This is a genomic window from Desulfocurvibacter africanus subsp. africanus DSM 2603 (genome assembly GCF_000422545.1).
In the GTDB taxonomy this organism is placed as follows: domain Bacteria; phylum Desulfobacterota; class Desulfovibrionia; order Desulfovibrionales; family Desulfovibrionaceae; genus Desulfocurvibacter; species Desulfocurvibacter africanus.
Genome location: NZ_AULZ01000010.1, coordinates 139,337 through 157,268, shown reverse-complemented (window position 1 = coordinate 157,268; position 17,932 = coordinate 139,337). Strand labels below are relative to the sequence as shown.

Annotated in this window: 18 protein-coding genes; 8 read left to right on the top strand and 10 right to left on the bottom strand. The window is 62.2% G+C overall.

What is annotated here, in order from left to right:
• Nucleotides 1–49: 49 nt before the first annotated feature.
• Genes H585_RS0108180 through flgB form a run of 7 tightly spaced genes read right to left on the bottom strand, consistent with a single transcriptional unit; the run spans nt 50 to nt 6,161 of the window.
• Entirely contained in the window at nt 50–1,360 is a 1,311-nt protein-coding gene (locus H585_RS0108180; protein ID WP_027367466.1) for a FliI/YscN family ATPase, read from the bottom strand.
• A gap of 4 nt (nt 1,361–1,364) precedes the next feature.
• Nucleotides 1,365–2,189, bottom strand: coding sequence for a FliH/SctL family protein (locus H585_RS0108175; RefSeq protein ID WP_027367465.1), 825 nt, complete (start codon nt 2,187–2,189; stop codon nt 1,365–1,367).
• On the bottom strand, nt 2,176–3,177 hold the full coding sequence (fliG, locus tag H585_RS0108170) for a flagellar motor switch protein FliG (protein WP_005985507.1): 1,002 nt from the start codon (nt 3,175–3,177) through the stop codon (nt 2,176–2,178). The genes H585_RS0108175 and fliG overlap by 14 nt, the downstream gene beginning before the upstream one ends.
• A 1-nt stretch (nt 3,178) precedes the next feature.
• Nucleotides 3,179–4,780, bottom strand: a complete 1,602-nt coding sequence (gene fliF / locus H585_RS0108165; protein ID WP_005985509.1) for a flagellar basal-body MS-ring/collar protein FliF — start codon at nt 4,778–4,780, stop codon at nt 3,179–3,181.
• A 56-nt stretch (nt 4,781–4,836) separates the two neighbouring features.
• Complete coding sequence (fliE, locus tag H585_RS0108160; RefSeq protein ID WP_027367464.1) at nt 4,837–5,163, bottom strand: flagellar hook-basal body complex protein FliE; 327 nt, start codon at nt 5,161–5,163, stop codon at nt 4,837–4,839.
• 37 nt (nt 5,164–5,200) lie between these two features.
• Nucleotides 5,201–5,644 carry a flagellar basal body rod protein FlgC gene (gene flgC / locus H585_RS0108155; RefSeq protein ID WP_005985513.1) on the bottom strand — a complete coding sequence of 148 codons (444 nt, stop codon included), beginning with the start codon at nt 5,642–5,644 and terminating at the stop codon, nt 5,201–5,203.
• 13 nt (nt 5,645–5,657) lie between these two features.
• The gene (gene flgB / locus H585_RS0108150; protein ID WP_081678619.1) at nt 5,658–6,161 is read right to left on the bottom strand and encodes a flagellar basal body rod protein FlgB; all 504 of its coding nucleotides are present in this window, start codon (nt 6,159–6,161) and stop codon (nt 5,658–5,660) included.
• 283 nt (nt 6,162–6,444) lie between these two features.
• Between flgB and H585_RS0108145 the strand changes: the two genes are divergently transcribed.
• From H585_RS0108145 to H585_RS21120, 4 genes are all read left to right on the top strand, one after another.
• Nucleotides 6,445–7,005: a tetratricopeptide repeat protein gene (locus H585_RS0108145; protein WP_027367462.1), complete on the top strand. Its 561-nt coding sequence runs from the start codon at nt 6,445–6,447 to the stop codon at nt 7,003–7,005.
• A gap of 143 nt (nt 7,006–7,148) precedes the next feature.
• The gene (locus H585_RS0108140; protein WP_027367461.1) at nt 7,149–7,748 is read left to right on the top strand and encodes an IMP cyclohydrolase; all 600 of its coding nucleotides are present in this window, start codon (nt 7,149–7,151) and stop codon (nt 7,746–7,748) included.
• 130 nt (nt 7,749–7,878) lie between these two features.
• Nucleotides 7,879–9,411, top strand: coding sequence for a GTPase HflX (gene hflX, locus H585_RS0108135; RefSeq protein WP_034627469.1), 1,533 nt, complete (start codon nt 7,879–7,881; stop codon nt 9,409–9,411).
• Between the two features lie 189 nt (nt 9,412–9,600).
• Nucleotides 9,601–10,299 carry a hypothetical protein gene (locus H585_RS21120; protein WP_244432497.1) on the top strand — a complete coding sequence of 233 codons (699 nt, stop codon included), beginning with the start codon at nt 9,601–9,603 and terminating at the stop codon, nt 10,297–10,299.
• Here H585_RS21120 and H585_RS21115 read toward each other — a convergent pair.
• Nucleotides 10,216–11,028 carry a Cache 3/Cache 2 fusion domain-containing protein gene (locus H585_RS21115; protein ID WP_244432496.1) on the bottom strand — a complete coding sequence of 271 codons (813 nt, stop codon included), beginning with the start codon at nt 11,026–11,028 and terminating at the stop codon, nt 10,216–10,218. The genes H585_RS21120 and H585_RS21115 overlap by 84 nt on opposite strands.
• 699 nt (nt 11,029–11,727) lie before the next feature.
• On the opposite strand from H585_RS21115, the gene H585_RS0108110 reads away from it, so the two are divergent.
• The 4 genes from H585_RS0108110 to H585_RS0108095 all read left to right on the top strand — a co-directional run bounded on the left by H585_RS0108110 (nt 11,728) and on the right by H585_RS0108095 (nt 15,954).
• Nucleotides 11,728–12,936, top strand: coding sequence for a cation:proton antiporter (locus tag H585_RS0108110; RefSeq protein WP_027367457.1), 1,209 nt, complete (start codon nt 11,728–11,730; stop codon nt 12,934–12,936).
• 17 nt (nt 12,937–12,953) lie between these two features.
• The gene (locus H585_RS0108105) at nt 12,954–14,081 is read left to right on the top strand and encodes a site-2 protease family protein (protein WP_027367456.1); all 1,128 of its coding nucleotides are present in this window, start codon (nt 12,954–12,956) and stop codon (nt 14,079–14,081) included.
• A 96-nt stretch (nt 14,082–14,177) separates the two neighbouring features.
• On the top strand, nt 14,178–15,443 hold the full coding sequence (locus H585_RS21110) for a DNA polymerase/3'-5' exonuclease PolX (protein ID WP_051183035.1): 1,266 nt from the start codon (nt 14,178–14,180) through the stop codon (nt 15,441–15,443).
• Nucleotides 15,444–15,648: 205 nt separating this feature from the next.
• Nucleotides 15,649–15,954, top strand: a complete 306-nt coding sequence (locus H585_RS0108095) for an RNA recognition motif domain-containing protein (protein WP_014259938.1) — start codon at nt 15,649–15,651, stop codon at nt 15,952–15,954.
• A 128-nt stretch (nt 15,955–16,082) separates the two neighbouring features.
• Here H585_RS0108095 and H585_RS0108090 read toward each other — a convergent pair whose 3' ends face one another.
• Nucleotides 16,083–17,081, bottom strand: coding sequence for a hypothetical protein (locus H585_RS0108090; protein ID WP_027367455.1), 999 nt, complete (start codon nt 17,079–17,081; stop codon nt 16,083–16,085).
• 245 nt (nt 17,082–17,326) lie between these two features.
• Complete coding sequence (gene plsY / locus H585_RS0108085; RefSeq protein WP_027367454.1) at nt 17,327–17,932, bottom strand: glycerol-3-phosphate 1-O-acyltransferase PlsY; 606 nt, start codon at nt 17,930–17,932, stop codon at nt 17,327–17,329.

The following is a 17,932-nucleotide window of genomic DNA, read 5'->3' as shown; positions in this document are numbered from 1 at the left end:
GTGGCAGGCAGCCACCCTCTTTTGATGATGCGATATCCGCTTCCGGAATCTAGCGTCTGGCCAAATCCTGCATGGCTTTGAAGCTCGTGGGCAAGTCCGCATTCTCATCCACGCCCTGGCGCAGGAAGTCGTTGATGGGCCCGATCATCTTGAGGGCCTTGTCGATTTCCGGGTTGGACCCCTGGGCGTAGGCGCCGATGTTGACCATGTCCTCGACGCGCTTGAAGGTGGCCATATGCCGGATGAGCGTGCGGCCTGCGACCTGCGCTTCGGGGGTGGTGATGTCGGAGCGCAGTCGCGACACGCTCTTGAGCACGTCGATGGACGGGTAGTGGCCGGCGTCGGCCAATTCGCGAGTGAGCACGATGTGGCCGTCCAGGATGGAACGCGTTGCGTCGGCCACGGGCTCGGTGAAGTCATCGCCGTCCACCAACACGGTGTAGATGCCCGTGATGGAGCCCTTGGCGCTTTTGCCGGCGCGCTCCAGAAGCTTGGGCAGGTGCGCGAAGACACTCGGAGTGAAGCCGCCGCGCGTGGGTGGCTCGCCCGCCGCCAGGCCCACCTCACGGCCGGCCATGCAGAAGCGCGTCACCGAGTCCATCATGAGCAGCACGTCCTTGCCCTGATCGCGGAAGAATTCGGCCATGGCCGTGGCGGCGTAGGCCGCGCGCATGCGCACCAGCGGGCTGGTGTCCGAAGTGGCCACCACGAGCACGGAGCGCTTCATGCCCTCGGGTCCCAGATCGCGCTCCATGAACTCCACCACCTCTCGACCGCGTTCACCCACCAGGGCGATGACGTTCACGTCGGCCTTGGTGTAACGGGCCATCATGCCCATGACCGTCGATTTGCCGACGCCCGAGCCGGCCATGATGCCGACGCGCTGGCCCTTGCCCAAGGTCAGCAGGGCGTTGACCGCGCGTACGCCCACGTCCAGTGGCTCGTTGATGCGCGGCCTGGTCAGCGGGTTGGGCGGTTCGGTGTGCAGGGGGTAATAGGCCTCGGGCGCGGGCGCCTCCCGGCCGTCCAGGGGGGCTCCGAAGGCATCCAGGGCGCGGCCCAGGAAGCCGAAGCCCACGGGGAAGTGCGGAGGATTGCTCGAATTCTGGATAAGACTTCCGGGCCTGACCCCGCGCATGTCGCCGTAGGGCATGAACAGGCAAGCGCCGTCTCTGAAGCCTACGATCTCGGCGGCCAAGGATTCGCCTCCGGGTTCGTGGGGCACGAGGTGGCAGACCGCGCCGACAGGGGCCTTGATGCCGCGGCCTTCGGCCACCAGCCCCACGACCTTGGTGATCTTGCCGAAGTTGCGGACCGGCCGCAGTTCGGAGAGGTAGTGCAGGCAGGCGGTTGGATTCACTCGGTTAGTCCTCCCGCTCCAGCGTGAGCTGGTCCAGAATCTGCGATACGCCTGTCCAGCGCCCGTTCAGGGTGTTGTCCACGATGCCGTCGTTCGATTCGATCCACAAGCCTCCCGGCTCCAGGTCGGCTGATTCGCGGATGGTCCAGCCCGAGAGGGAGGGGTAGCGGTCGCGGGATGCCTCCAGCAGGGGAGTCAGCAGTTCCCGTTCTCCGGGGCGCACAAGGATTGTCAGGTTGAGCTGCGAGTCGATGAGGTCCAAGGATTCGCGCAGGAGGTTTTCCAGCATCTCCGCGCGCTTTTGGTCCATTTCCACGGCCAGGGTGCGTTCCACGGCCAAGCGGATAAGCTGCACGATGTCGGCGGCCTGACGATCAAAGGCCTGTTTGCCGGCGGATCGTATGGCCGAAAGCGTCTGCGCCAAATCCTCGGCCATGTCGGACTGCTTGGCCGCGGCCTCCTTGAGGGCCTCGCTTCGGCCTTGAGCCAGCCCCTCCTCGTAGGCCTTGCGCTTAATCTCCTCGGCATCGGCCATGGCTTGAGCCAAGATCTCCGTGGCCTTGCCCATGGCTTTGTCACGCACGCGAGAGAGATATTCCTCGCCGGCTTTCTCGTCCCATACCGGAGGTTTCTTGCCCTCGATCTCCTGCACCGAGGTGACCTTGGGCAAGCCGTCGCTCATGGATAATATGACGCGGCCCGAGACGAAGCGCACACCTTCCGCATCGGGCTCGGTGTGCTCGCCGCTGTCCAGAGCCTGGGCGCGCGCGGGCTTTTCAGCCCGCGCCTCACGCACCAGTAGTTCAGCCTGTTCGCTAGATAAAGACATCGCCCGAACCTCTGCCGACCACTATGCGGCCCTCGGTTTCCATGCGGCGGACGACCTTGACCACGGCCTGCTGAGCGCCTTCCACATCGGCCAGGCGCACGGGGCCCATGATTTCCAGGTCTTCCTTGATCATGGTCGCGGCGCGCTCGGACAGGTTCTTGAAGAACTTCATCTTCAGATCCTCACTGGCGCCCTTGAGGGCCAGGGTGAGCTCGTCGTTGGAGATCTCCTTGAGCAGCTCGCGGATGGAGCGGTCGTCGATGGCCTTGATGTCCTCGAAGACGAACATGAGGTTTCTGATCTCCTCGGCCATCTGCGCGGACTCTTCCTCGATCTCGGAGAGAACCTCCTCCTCGGTCTGCCGGTCCACGGCGTTGAGGATTTCGGCCACCGCGGCCACGCCGCCGACCTTCTTGCCTTCCTTGCCGCCCATGGCGATGAGCTGGCTCTGGAGGACCTTGTCGACTTCCATGAGCATGTCCTCGGCCACGGCCTCGAGTTTGGCCAAGCGCATGAGCACCTCGGCGCGCATGCCGCCGGGCAGGCTGGCCAGAAGATCCGCGGCCTGCTCCGAGTGCAGGTGGCCGAGGATGAGGGCCAGGGTTTGCGGGTGCTCGTTGCGCAGGATCTGGGCCAGTATCCTGGGGCTGACGTTCTGCAGCTCGCGAAAGGGCGCCGGGCCGCTGTCCATGTTGAGCTGGTCCATGATGTACTTGGCGGTGTCGCCGTCCAGGGACTTCATGAGCAGCCGGCGTACCTGGTCCGCGCCGCCGGTCAGCAGTTCGTGGCCGTAGGCCAGGGTTTCGTTGTACTCCCTGACGACCTCTTCCACGTCTTCCTTGGGCACTGATTCCATGTTGAGCATGGCCCTGGAAACCTGAGCTATCTCGGCCCGGTCCATGCGCTTGAAGCATTCGGTGGTGAACTTCTCCCCTAGAGCCAGCAGAAGGATGGCTGTTTTCTGGGGGCCGCTGTACTGCTGCATCATGTTAGGCTGCCTCTTGCTTCAGCCAAGTCTTGAGCACTGCCACTGCTTGATCCATGTCCTTCTCGGCAAGCTGCAAGGCTTGTGCCTTGGCCAACTCAAGCCGCCTGTTCAGGTCCAGCACCTCGTCCTGCACGCCTTCCTCGAGGGCGAGGCGTTCGTCGGCTTCGGGCAGGCTGATGAGTTCCTCGATCTCTTCGGCTGCGACCTTGGGCTTGATGAGCGAGAGCACCACCGGCCGCACGATGAGCAGCAGGAAGAGGAAGATGAGCAGGCCGTTGAGGATGGGTTTGCCCAGGCGCTGCATGTACTCGAGCATGGTCTGCATCAGGCTCGGCTCGCCGAACATGTCGGGCTCGCCAAAGGAAATGTTGGAAACTTCGATGGCGTCGCCGCGCGACTGGCTGAAGCCGACGGTATTGCGCACGAGCTCCGTGATGCGCTGGATCTCCTCCTGGGAGCGCGGCACCCACACGGGCTCGCCTTCTCCCTCGGCGGGCGCCTGCCAGGTTCCGTCCACGATGACGGCCACGGACAGGCGGTCGATCTCGCCCACGGGCACGACGATGCTCTGCTGTTCCTTGTTGATCTCGAAGTTGGTGGTGCGCGTTTCCCGGTTGGAGTCCTGGCTGGAGAGGCTTCCGTTGAAGCCGTCGCCACGGAAGTTCGGGTCGGGCTCTCCGCCTTCGATATTGGCCCTGCCCTTGGTCTGCTCCTCGGTGCGCTGCTCGCTGCGCACGACCGCCGAGCTGGGGTCGTAAATATCCTTGGTGATGGTCTTCTGGCTGAAGTCCACGTCGGCGTTGACGCGGGCGATGACCTTGCCCACGCCCACCACAGGCGTCAGGAGCTGCTCGATGCGCTGTTCGAGATTGCGCTGCAGTGTGGTGCGGTACTCAAGCTGGCCCAAGGTCAGACCTTTCACCGAATCATCGGAATCGGCCTGGAAGAGGAGCTTGCCGGCCACGTCGGCCACGGTGATCTGACTTTTGTCCAGCCCTTCCACCGAGAGTGACACGAGGTTGACTATGGCCTCGATCTGCTTCTGATTAAGCTCCCGTCCCTCGGCGAGCTTGAGGATAATGGAGGCGGTGGGCGGGGACTGCTCCTCGATGAACAGGCTCTTGTGGGGCATGACGATGTGCACGCGGGCGCGTTCGATCTCGGGGAACTCGGTGATGGTGCGCGACAGTTCGCCCTGCAGGGCGCGCTGGTAGTTGATGCGCTGCACGAAGTCGGTCTGTCCGATCTTCACCTCGTCGAAAAGCTCGAATCCCAAGCCCGTGCCATGCAGGAGACCTTCCCCCGCCATGTCCAGGCGCAGCTGATAGACCTGGTCCGAAGGGACGAGCACGGTCTTGCCGCTATCCTCAAGCTTGTAGTCGATCTTCTGTTTCTTCAGCTGCTCGGCGACCCTGCCCGCGTCTTCAGGCGGGAGGTTCGAGTAGAGTATCTTGTAGTCCGGCTGGTTCAGCCAGATGATGAGCAGGAGGAAGATGACGACCAGCGAGGCCGCCAAGCCACCGATCATGACCCGTTGGGCCATGGAACGGTCGCTCCAGAAGGCTGTCAGCTTATTTAGGCTGTCTTGCAGGAAGGGAGGCATTGTCCGTGCTCCTCAGCTCGCGTATAGTGTGTCGGTTTCCAGGTAATGCGTCGCCTCTAGAAGCTCATGCGCATTATTTCCTGATAGGCCGTCATGATTTTGTTGCGCACCGCGCTGGTCATGTTGATAGCCAGGCCGGCCTTCTGGATCTGGATCATGAGCTCGTGCACGTTCTGGTTTTCGCCGGAGGCAAAAGCCTCGACCATGGAGTTCTTCTCCAGTTGCAGGTCGTTGACCTTCTTGAGCGAGGCATTCATGGTCTTGGTGAAGCCGGATTCGGCGTCGGGATTGTAGCTGGCGCTGCCCAGAGCCTTTTTCTCGGCTTCCTTGTGGGCGTCCAGGGCCTTCGAGTATGCCCTCATGGCGACATTGGAAACGCTCATATCAATCACTCCCTATTTTTCTTCGGTTCCGATTTGCTTATACGCTCTGGCCGATCTGCAGAGCCTTGCTGAACATGCTCTTGATGGATTCCACCGAGGCGGCGTTGGCTTCGTAGGAGCGCATGGCCGTGATCATGTGGGCCATCTCCTCGACCACGTTGATATCCGGAAAACGCACGTTGCCGAATTCGTCGGCGTCGGGGTGTCCGGGATCGTTAACGATCTTGAAGGGCCGATTGTCCTTGGTGATGTGCGAGATCTTGACGCCCTTAAGCTCGCGTTCCATGGCGTCCATCATGGCGCTGTCGAAGGGCGAGCGGGTGCCCGTGGTTTGAAAGACCACGGTCTTGCGCCGGTAGGGCCCGCCTTCGGCCGTGCGCGTGGTGTTGATGTTGGCCAGGTTGGACGAGATGATGTTCAATTGCGTCCGTTTGGCCGTGAGGCCCGAAGCGGCCACATCGAGTGCGGTCATGAAGTCCATGGTGGCCCTCCTGCTAGCTCTTGCTTTCGTTTATGACTTTGTTGATGCCCTTGTAGCCTTCCTTGGTCAGTTGGCTCAGGGCGTCATAGAGCATGTTGTTCTTGCTGAGGATGGCCATTTCCTTGTCCAGATCCACGGAATCCTGTCCGTGCTCGGCGCGAGGCTTGAACTCCTTCTCCCAGTCGCCGGAGAATCCCTTGGCGTTGAACGCGGTCGGTACATGGTTTTCATCCGTCCTGGCCATCTTACCGCGTGAGTCTATGTCCAGGGCCTTCTGGAGCTTCTCCTCGAAATCAAGCCGACGCGGCTTATAGTTCGGCGTATTGATGTTGGAGATATTGGCGATGACGAGATTCTGACGTTGCAGACGCAGGTCCATGACCTTCTTGGTTAGCTCCATATGGGGCTGGAACAGTGTCTTCATGGCGTATTCATCCTCCTTCTGCGAGCCTTGGGCATTCACGCCCGCGGCAGATGTCGGTTCGGAACGCATATCGAATAGCAAAGCTCGTTCCATTTTATAACATATTGATATCTTTATAGATGCTCTAATGAAATACTGTCTGGAAGCCGACAGGGAGGTGTGCGGCAGTTCGTCGGAGGTGAGGGGAAAACAATTCCCTCAACGGGGAGCTATGAAGGCTCAGGTAGAGCTTTTTTTCATCCCCCGGCGAGTGGTCGTTGTTAAAATAATAATAAATTATAGACGCTTGAGTTGTATATTTGAATTGGCAAGGCGATTGCATTTAGCCGGCAACGGTACAGTCTTCCGCTATAAACCACCCGACGGAGGGGATGTTATGAGCACCAATCTTGACTACGAGATCAACAAGGAACTCGGGGAATGCTACCTGTTCATGGGTGAGCTGGACAAGGCCGAGGACTACTACAAGAAGGCCATCGGCTCCAACGGCGTGCACGCCGATCCTTACCTCGGCATGGCCACCATCGCCGTGCAGCGCGGCGAACTGGACAAGGCCCTGACTCTGTACCAGAAGGCCGCTTCCATCGAAGAGAGCGACAAGCCCCTGGCCGGCATGGCCCTGGTGGAGATGGAGATCGGTCGCGAAGAGGCCGCCTTCGAGCACATGATCAAGGCTCTGGAGAAGAATCCCGAGAACATGGTGGCCATCTTCGGCCTCATCCGCCTGGCCCACACCCTGGGCCGCCTGGACACCGTGGTCCCGCACCTGGAGAACTACCTCCAGCTCGACCCCATGAAGAACGAGATCCGTTACTCTCTCGCGGGTTGCTTGATCTGCCTGGGCCGCAACGCCGAGGCCAAGAACCACCTGGCGCGCATTCTGGAGAACGATCCCGATAACGCCCAGGCCAAAGAACTGATGAGCCAGGCCGCCTAACTTTTCTGTTCGGCATCCCCTCCCGGAACGGCTTCCCGCCCTATCCATCCCTACCCTACTATCAGGGCGGGAAGCCAACGAGGAGAGCGGCTTGCCAAGGGTCGGCAAATCTGGCACAGGCTCCAAAAAACAGGAGTTAGCGCATGGATATGCTGCCCATCGGCAGGGCGCTTTTGAGCGTCACGGACAAGTCGGGCCTCGCCGAGTTCGCCGCCTTCCTGGCTGGAAACGGCGTGGAGCTGGTTTCCACGGGCGGCACCAAGAAAGCCATGGAGGCCGCGGGCCTTGCGGTCACATCCGTCAGTGATGTGACGGGCTTCCCCGAGATCCTTGGCGGCAGGGTCAAGACGCTGCACCCGTACATTCACGGCGGCGTGCTGGCCGACAAGGACGATCCGGCCCATCTGACAACACTGGCGGACCACGGCATCAAGACCTTCGACCTGGTCTGCGTCAATCTCTACGATTTCGCCTCGGCCGTGCGCGGCCAGGCCGACCTCAAAGCCGCCGTGGAGCAGATCGACATCGGCGGTCCCACGCTGCTGCGCGCCGCGGCCAAGAATTTTCACTCCATGCTGGTGGTCCCGGACCCGCTGCACTATCCTCGCATCATGGCCGAGCTGGCTGCCAACGGCTTTAAGGTCGGGCTCGGGCTGCGTCGGGAGTTGGCCGCCGAAACCTTCCGCAGGGTTTCGGGCTACGACGCCATGATCGCGGAGTACATCTCCAGCAGGGAGGCATAACGCCATCGCCAAAGTCCAGGGCAACACCGAAGGTCTCAAGGTCAGCCAGCTAAAGGGTCTTGAGCGCCTTTACCAGCGCCGCTATCCGCCCCTGGGCGGCTATAGTGTCGACCAGGCCAGGGAACTGGCCATGCTTTCGGCCGCCAGCGGGCGCCAGATCGGCCTGCTTCTGGACCGCCAGGGCCGTCCCGAGATGGTCATAGTGGGCAACGCCCACTCCATCCTGATTCCCGAACTGGGCCGCGAACGGGCCGTGGGCGGCCGCTTGCGCGGCCTGCGCCTCCTGCACACGCACCTCACCGACAGCGGGCTGTCCGAAGAGGATCTCACGGACATGCTTTTCCTGCGCCTGGATTCGATGGCGGCCTTGAGCGTAGACAAGCTCGGCCAGCCGCAGACTTTGCATGTGGCGCACCTGCTTCCGCCCAATCCCGAGAACCGCTCCTGGGAGATCCTGCCGCCCAGGCGTTGGGATCGCCTGGACCTTGACTTCACGGCCATGGCCGAGTCCCTGGAGGACGAGCTGGCGCGCGGCGTCGAGGTCAAGGCCGTGGCGGGCGAAGAGCGCGCCCTGCTGATATCCGTGTCAACGGAGTCGCGCGCCGTGCAGGAAGCTTCGCTCAATGAACTGGCCGAGCTGGCGCGCACCGCGGGCTTGTCCGTCATGGGCCGCATGACCCAACGCATGCGTCAGATGAATCCCAAGACTGTGCTGGGCAAGGGCAAGATCGCCGAGTTGGAGGTCCAGGCCCTGCAACAGGACGCCCAGGTGCTCGTCTTCGACCGCGAGCTGACGCCCGCGCAGCAGCGTACCCTGGCCGACATGACCGAGCGCAAGGTGCTGGACCGCACTCAGCTCATTCTGGACATTTTTGCCCAGCGCGCCACCTCCCGCTCGGGCAAGCTGCAGGTGGAGATGGCCCAGCTCAAGTACCTCCAGCCCAGGCTGGTGGGCCAGAACAGGGCCTTGTCGCGGCTGGCCGGCGGCATCGGCGGCCGGGGTCCCGGCGAGACCAAGCTGGAGATCGACCGCCGCCGCGTGCGCGAGCGCATCACGCGCATCAAGAGCGAGCTTGAGGACCTGCGCCGTCGGCGGGGCTACACCCGCGAACGCAGGGCCAAGTCTGGCGTGCCCGTTGTGGCTCTGGTGGGTTACACCAACGCCGGGAAATCGACGCTGCTCAATACCCTGACAGGCTCCGTGGTCCTGGCCGAAGACAAGCTCTTCGCCACCCTTGACCCCACCAGCCGACGCATCCGCTTCCCTCGCGAACGCGAGGTGGTGCTTACGGATACCGTGGGTTTCATCCGCCAACTGCCTGACGAGCTCCGGGAGGCATTTCAGGCCACCCTGGAGGAGTTGGAATCCGCCGACCTGCTGGTGCACGTGGCCGATGCCGGCTCCCCGGAGCTGGAATCCCAGGTGGCGGCGGTGGAATTCATTCTGGGCGAGATGGAGCTTGGGAAAATCGCGCGCGTGCTGGTGCTCAACAAATGGGACACCCTGGCGGAGGAAGAGCGCCAGATCGTGCGCAACATCTATCCCGAAGGCATTCCGGTCGTTGCCAAGGACAGGAGCAGTCTGGAGCCGCTGGTGGAGGCCATCCTGGCCAAGCTGCCGGAGGCCGGTGACACGGAAGTGACGCAGAGTGATCAGCAGTAGGTAGAAACCGTTCCATTTTATTCCATTCGGCCTTCGATATACCATCTCTTCGCCATGGCAGCCCCCACAAGCCATGGCCTTTCATTTGCTGAAGATCCCGCACCCAGTCCTCACGTCACAAATCATTGACCGCTCGCCCTCTATCAACCGTATGCTGCAGCCAGGGGACGGAGGAGAGGAGGAGCGGTTATGCCTGGGCTGCGTTTGGTCTCCGGCTCAAACGCCGGGATCTGCTTTCTCGCCATCCTGCTGTTTTGCATCCTCGCTTTTGCGGGGTGCACAGACAACGAGCCTGATGACACTACCGACCTCGTGTCCGAGAACGAGCCCAACGACACGCTCGTCCAGGCCACCGGCATCCCCGTGGGAGTTACAGTCATTGGGACCGTGGATCAGGGCGATGATTTCGCGGACTTCTTCATCTTTTCCGTGTTCGTGAGCGGGTCGTACACCATGACCCTCAGCGGATTTGGGGCCAACGATCTGGATCTGCTCCTCTACGACCGGAACGGCTTGTTGCTCGCCAGGGCGGATTCCGATGGCGCGTCAAGGGAGATCGTCCGCTTCCTGGATGTCGATGTGCAATACGTAATCGAAGTTCGGGCTGTGGATGCGCCTTCCACCACGGCATACACCTTGCGGATCGACGGGCAGGTTGGTCTGGGGGAACGAAGTGCGCTGAAAAGGCCTGCTCACGACGAAAGCGCACGCGAGCAGGCCCATACTGGATTTGCTTTTGCTCAAGGCTGGCTAAAATCGCTCAAACTCTTCATCCGCCAAGTCCAGATTGATGCGCTTGGGCTGCTACGCCGGAATTTTGTCTCCAGCGGCACGCAAGGTCGTGCCTTCGTTCCCGGCCCGAATAGCCATGGCCTTGCGTTCGGGTAGCGCAGGCGCTCGCTCTGATAACGCAGGTGCAAGCGCGGTCGCGGCGCGGCGGGAGGGCAGGGCGGAACGTGTGGGCTCGCCTAGGCGCAAGGTCCGGGATCTGACAATGCCACTGTCGTTCAGCCGGAAGTAGCCGATGGTCGCACGCAGGTGCTCGGCCTGGCCGGAAAGCTCCTCGCTCGTGGAGGCCAGCTCCTCGGCTGAAGCGGCGTTGTGCTGCACGGTGCTGTCCTGGTCGCGCACGGCCTTGCTGATCTGCTCTTCGCCGCGTCCGCCCACGACAAACAGGTAATCGTTCTTGCCGATGCCTGCGTTTTTTATTGCTTGGCGCAGGGCGGCCACGTTTTCCTGCAGAACCCCTACATACAACGCGCCGATGACTCGGCCGTCGGGAGCGCGAAGGGGCTCGTAGCTGGTTAGATACCAGGCGTCGACCACGTAGGCTCGGCCCTGGTAGCCGCGGCCGGAGCTAATTGCCTGGGCCACGGGGCTGTTGCCCGGAATGTAGGTGCCGTTGGCCGCGATTTTGGTGGCCACGCGCAGCAGATCGCCACGCTCGTTCAAGACCTGGAAGACGGTGGCCGTACAGTCCACCAGGGTGCGCAGCTTATCCACAACGGTATGGGTCGGATGGGGTCCACGTTCTGGCCCAGCCACTCGCCTCCGAGCATCATGCGCGGCAGCCTTGCCAGCGAGGCGTTCCCGCTGACCTGATTTACGGCTCGCCACTCCACGGTCTCGCGCGCCAGCGAGAAACCGCCGGATGTATCGGTGAGCTCGCGCATCACGCGCATGTTGCCCTCAAGGAGCTTGGTCAGGCTTTCATGCTGGGACTTCACTAGCCCCAAGGCGTCGTGACCGGCGAGCGTGATCTGCTGCTGCGCCTGCCCTTCGAAGGTCTCGTGCATTTAAACTTGAAGCTGTCCTTGCTTCCACAAGATAATGGCCACGATGCATGCGGCGGTCGCCGCAACGAGGCTGACGCCCGCGGCAAGTATCTTTGTTCCAATCTTCATTGAGTCCTCGGTCTGGTAAAAGTCCAGGCGCTTGATCAATCAACCAGCCACTATAAAGACCATGTAATCCGGAAATTGCGCCGGATTTGGCGAACGCTTGTTGAATTATGTAGGAATGCCCGCGCGCCATTGTCTTGCTGGAATTGGAAGGGCACGACTGCTTTGGGTCGGCAAACCGGCTGTATGTGCTCAAGATAGCAAGAGTTGTTTTATATAGAGTGGTGAGTGGATTGGATGAACTGAGAAGAGGCCACATATGTCCATTGCCGGAGCGTGTCGGCAAAAGTGATGCGCAACGCCCGATCAGCCGGATTTCTCAACCTGCTTGGCCAAGGCAATGTCGTCATGCTAGCTTGAGTGCGCCCTGGGCCGTAGAGACGCTGCCGTGGCGCAGGATAATTGGAGTCCGCCTGTGGAGAGTACGCACGATCTGTCCGTGACCATCCTCGTCCTGGGTTTGACCATAGGCTTGGCCATGCTGATCAAGGCCTTCTTCAGCCGCGGCATCCTGCCACCCCTGGTGGGATATATCGGCCTGGGCTTGGGGCTGCGGCTTGTGGAGCAGGGCTGGGGCGCGCCGTATCCAGAGAGCAGGGACATTTTTCTTTTCCTGGGCGACGCGGGCCTGGTAGCGCTTCTGTTCAGGGTGGGACTCGAAAGCAATCTACGCAGGCTCAGGTCCCAGATCGGTCGCGCCAGCCTGGTGGCGGTCGGAGACATCTGTCTGGCCGGCATCGTCGCCTATGGGGCCTGCCGCTGGCTGCTGTCCCTGGACCTGACCCAGAGCGTCATCGTGGCTTCAGCGTTGACCGCCACGAGCGTGGGCGTGACCGTGAGCGTATGGCAGGCGGCGGGTTCGCTGAACACGCGGACCGGCGCGTTGCTCGTGGACGTGGCAGAAATGGACGACATCGCGGGGGTGATCATCCTCGGCCTGGTTCTGGCCTTGGCCTCCGACCTGCGCACTGGCCACGTAAGGCTGGAGGCCTTCGAGACCGTCCTTGGGCTGACTCTGGCCAAGTTGGCCCTGTTCACCGCGGTCTGCTTCGCCTTCGCCCGCTATCTGGAGCGTCCGCTCATGGCTTTCCTGCGCCACTGGGAAGTGCCGGCGGACCTGAATTTGACCATGACCGCCCTGGGCTTCATCTTGGCAGCACTGGCCGGCCTGCTCGGTTTTTCCCTGGCCATCGGAGCCTTCTTCGCCGGACTGGCCTTCAGCCGCGACCCAAGGGCGCTGCCGCTGGACCGCGGCTTCACGCCCATCTACGAGCTGCTCAGCCCTTTCTTCTTCATCGGCATCGGCTTGCGCATCGCCCCGGCATCATTGCCCATGGCCGGACTGGCCAGTCTGGTGCTCCTGCTGGCCGCGCTGCTTGGCAAGCTCCTTGGCAACGGGCTGCCGGTCTGGTTCCTGGAGAACAGGCGGGCAGCCTTGCTTGTGGGCGTGAGCATGGCGCCGCGGGCCGAAGTCACCATGATCATCATGCAGATGGGCCAGGGGCTGGGGGACTGGGCGGTCCCGGATGCCATCTTCGCGGCTGTGGTATTATCGAGCGTGCTGACCTGCATCGTCGGGGCTGTGTTGGTCAAGGTCATGCTCGACAAGTTGAGCCCCGGGTAGAACTGAAGGAGGCGCGGATGTTCGGCAGAAAGATCAAGCTATTCACCTTATTCGGCTTCGAAGTCAGCATAGACGCAAGCTGGATCATCATCGTCGTGCTGGTGACATGGTCACTGGCCGTGGGATTTTTCCCCAGCTACTACCCGCGACTGGACGTTCCCACATATTGGGCCATGGCCGCCGTAGGCGCTCTGGGACTGTTTGCTTCCATTATCTTCCACGAGTTTTGGCATTCGGTGGTGGCTCGGCGCATGGGCTTGCCCATGCGCGGCATCACGCTGTTTCTCTTCGGCGGAGTATCCGAGATGACCGAAGAGCCGCGCTCGGCGCGCACCGAGCTGTGGATGGCCGCAGCCGGGCCGTTCTCCAGCATACTGCTCGGCTTTGCCTTCTGGGGCGTGTACCGCTGGGGCGATTCCGTCGGCTGGCCGGCGCCGGTTCTCGGCGTCACGGCCTACCTCGCTTTCATCAATTTCATTCTGGCCGCTTTCAATCTTCTGCCGGCTTTCCCTTTGGACGGCGGCCGCATCATTCGCTCGCTACTCTGGCGTTGGAAAAAAGACCTGACCTGGGCCACGTGCATAGCCGCGTCCCTGGGCGCCATCATCGGGGCCATACTCATTGGTCTGGGGCTGCTCAACATGCTCGCCGGCGCGCTGGTTGGCGGGCTGTGGTACCTGGTTATCGGCATCTTCCTGCGCAGCGCGGCCCAGTCCTCCTACCGTCAGGTCGTGGTTCGGCAGCGCCTGCAAGGCGAACGGGTGCGCGACCTCATGGTGCGCGATCCGGTCACGGTCGCTCCCGATCTGCTGCTTACGGAGTTCGTGGAGGATTTCATCTACAAGCACCATCATGACATGTATCCGGTGCTGGACAATGGACGGCTGGTAGGGGCCGTGCGCATCAAAGACGTGCGCACGGTGCCGCGCGAGGAGCGCGGGTGGCGCAAGGTGGCCGACGTGCTCAGTCCGTTCACGGCGGAGCTTGTCCTGCCGCCGGACATGGACCTTGGCGAGGCCCTGGACCGTATGACCACCAGCGGCAACAGCCGCTTCCTGGTGGTCGAGGAAGGTCGGCTGGCCGGTCTGATCACCCTGAAGGATGTATCCACGGCGGTATCGGTGCGCTTGCAGCTGGAGAGCTGAACCGGACACACGGTCTGCTGGCGTGGACAGATGTGCCGTCAGCGGTTAGGGTTCCGATCAATCGAGCGGAAATACACCTTTGGATGAGGACCAATCATGGCCGAGCAATGCTTTCCCCTGCCCGTGGCGGTGGATGCCGCCCACGGACTGTTAAAGGCCTTGCAAGGCGCGCCGGGCATCCGTCGCGTGGCGCTGGCCGGCTCCGCGCGCAGGCACATGGAAACCGTCAGGTCCGTGACCATCGTGGCCGGCGTCGGGGACAAGGCCAAGAGTTCCACGACCCTGTCCGGCTTGTCGGGCCTAGCGGGCGGCCAGGGCCATTCCGATGACCTCATGAGCCGCAGGGAGGTGCGCCTGGAGGGCGGCTTGCCGGCGGAGATCGTGCTCGTGCCCGACGACTGCTTCGGCGCGGCCATGTTCCTGCGCACGGGAACCTATGTCCATGTGGCCGCGGTCGCGTCCCTGGCCGGCGAGCAGGGCCTGACCATCGGCGAGCAGGGCGTATTCCGGGGCGCGCGCCGCCTGGGTGGGGCCGAGGAAGAAGATATTTATGCCCTCGTGGGTCTGCCTTACGTACCGCCCGAGTTGCGCGAAGGCGGCGAGGAGATGATCGAGGCCAGCGAAGGGGAGTTGCCCAGGCTCATCGCCCGCGCCGATCTGCGCGGCGATCTGCACGTGCATACAAACTGGTCCGACGGCAAAGCCAGCCTGGAGGAAATGGCCCTCAAAGCCCAGGAACTCGGTTACGCCTATCTGGGCATCACGGATCATGCCCACCGTGTGGAAGGCGGTTGGGGTATTCACGAGCGCGACCTGGCCCGTCAGTGGGAGGAGATTGATCGACTCAACGAGAAGCTGGACATCCGGCTGCTCAAGGGCGCCGAGGTGGAAATCCTTGCCGACGGCTCGCTGGGTCTGTCCGAAGCAATGCTGGCCAAGCTCGATTACACCATCTGCTCCATTCATACCCACTTAGACCTGCCGGCCGAGCAGCAGACAACGCGCATCCTGAAGGCCATGGACCATCCGCGCTTCCGCGTCCTGGCTCACCCCACCGGACGGCTGTTGTGCAACCAGGATGCACACGGCGCGCACATGGGTCGAATCATCGTGGGTGCAGCCGAGCGCGGGCGTATCCTGGAGGTCAACGCCAAGCGCGACCGCCTGGACCTGAACGGATACCACTGCGATCTGGCGCGCGAGGTCGGCTGCCTGCTGGCCGTGTGCACCGATGCGCATTCGCTGGAGGCCATGGAAAACATGGTCTGGGGAATCGGGCAGGCCCGCCGTGGCCGAGTCGCGCCCGAAAACGTGCTCAACGCCATGGGGCTGGAGGATATCGCCAGGATACTCACGGGATAGACACTCAAGGCTCCGGGTCTCTTTCAGCCGGGTTGAATGGGCGGGAATTTTTATTCTTGGGCCCCCATTGCCCAATGCCCGAAATAGGCTTAATATGTCCTTTCAATAGTAAGGGCATGAATCCCCATTGAGTCTTGGACCGTTGCGTGTGCTTGGCTCCGAGTTGATGAGAAGTAGTGCCGAAAACCGATTGGAGCTAACACCAATGTCCAAGAAACTGTACGTCGGCAATCTGCCTTTTTCCACTTACGACGAAGAAATCCGTAACCTGTTCTCCGCCTACGGCGAAGTCAAGTCGGTGAGCCTCATCACCGATCGCGAGACCGGCCGCCTGCGCGGATTCGGCTTCGTCGAGATGGATGACGACGGTGCCCGTGCCGCCATCGAGGCCCTGGACGGCCAGGACTTCAGCGGTCGCGCCCTGAAGGTCAACGAAGCTCAGGAGCGCGCTCCTCGCCCGGCCGGCGGCGGCAGCGGCGGACGCCCCTCCTACAATAAGCGCTCCTGGTAGAGCGTTCCCTTTCGGCCTGAGCCGAAAGCGATTGCAAGCCAAGCCCCAGCCTCCCACGAGGCTGGGGCTTTTTATTCGCCCGCAGCACGTCCGGCCGCGGGCTATGGGCCGAACCAGCATCGCAAGCCTCATCCTCTATCAGGATCCGCCAGAACATCCGCCACCGAGCAGCGGGCCACGAACGCCGCGCGCGTCCTGTCCGCAAGGCGTATCTCGCTGAAGCGGATGGGGCGGCTGGGGTCGTCCTGACCCTGGTAGTCCTTGATGCCTTGTCTGTTCACCACCAAGGTTACGGTGCTGAAGGTGACGAACTCTCCAGGCTCCTCGAAAGCCCTCACTGCGAATTCCAGATAGTCCGCCAACTCCACGAACTCCGACCTTAGCTGGGCCATATTCGAAGCCAGCTCGTGCAAGGCTTGCTCGCCCTCGGACAACTTGCGGCGCATGTCGGCATCGACGAATGCCTCGCCCAGCCCGTGGCGTTCCAGCTCCAGCAACTTCAGTTCGCTTTTGAGCATGGCCCTGGCGCGCTCCAGCTCCTCGATCTGTTTGCGGTTGTCCACGATGTGCGCTCTGGCCCTGGCCGCGAGATGCTCCAATGCTCCGCGTGCCATGGTTTCACGAGCTTCTTCCAAGGTCGCGGCGGGGGCATGGGCCCGATGGTCGCTGAAGGTGACCACGGTCTGCAGCACGTCCCTGCGGGCCACCTCGCACTCCACAACGCAGCCGAGGGTGGACTCCTCCCGGCGGTCCATGGTCAGCAGGAAGTATATCTCGCCTTGGCTGGACTTGGCTGCCTGTCGACGCAGGGACTCGCTGTTGCGCAGGAATCCGCCCATCTGCTCCATGGAGCTGAAACATGCATTGAGCAGCGGGTCCGTGCGCCAGAGGCCCGGCTCCATGACTACCGGACCCACGAGCGAATCGGCGGCTTGCCTGAAGAAATCCAGGGCTTGCTGAACCGGCTCGCGAAGCCGCCGTCGGTAATCGTGCATGGCCTTGATCTTGGGCGAGACGATCTGCGCGACCCGATCCACTGTCTCGTCGAGCCGGGCATCTCGCCTTGGTGTCTGGCGGTGCTGGCTGGGCCAGCGTGCTTCCACTAGATGACGCATGCGTTCGAGCATGGCTTGCTCCTTCGGCTAAAGCCCTGAACTGGGCAGGGTGGAATGCTCGGGTCAGGAGTTAGCCGTCAGCATAGCCGAACGAAACGGGTGCGCAAGACATGATTTTCCGCGGACGAACCTGACAGAGCTTTGACCAGGCATATGCGTCGCGGGCAAGGTGGGGGATATAGGCGTGCAGCCCTGATGGTCAAATTCGGGAAAGGACAGGTCGGCCAGGACCGCTACGGTCCTGGCCGACGAAATTATTAGGCCTGTCCCTGCGTCTTCTTCTTGCGCCACGGATTCTCTTGACCCGTGGCCAGGCGGCGGATGTTCTCGCGGTGTTTCCAGTAGATGAGGACGGCCACCAGCAGGGTCACGGGCAGGAAGCCGATCTTGCCGGTGAGCAGCGTGAACAGGGGCAGGGCCGCGCCGAGCGTCAGGGAGCCCAGGGACACATAGCCCGATATGGTGATGGCCGCCACGCAGCATAGCACGGAGATGATCAGGGCCGAAGGCGTGAGGGCCAGGAACACGCCGATGGTCGTGGCCACGCCCTTGCCGCCCTTGCCGGACAAGAACGGTGAGCTGATGTGGCCGATGATGGCGGCCAGGCCCACGAGGCTCAAAAAGAACCAGTTGTCGCTGAAAGCCATGGCCCCGGCCGCGGGCGCCCATCCCTTGAGTAGGTCCAGGGCCAGCACGAGCAGGCCGTACCTGGTCCCGCACAGGCGCGAGACGTTGGTGGCTCCAGTGTTGCGGCTGCCCTCCAGGCGCGGGTCCACGCCGCACACGGCCTTGGCCATCACCAGACCGAAAGGCACGGAGCCGATAAGGTAGGACATGAGGATCCAGCCGATGCTCAAAAACAT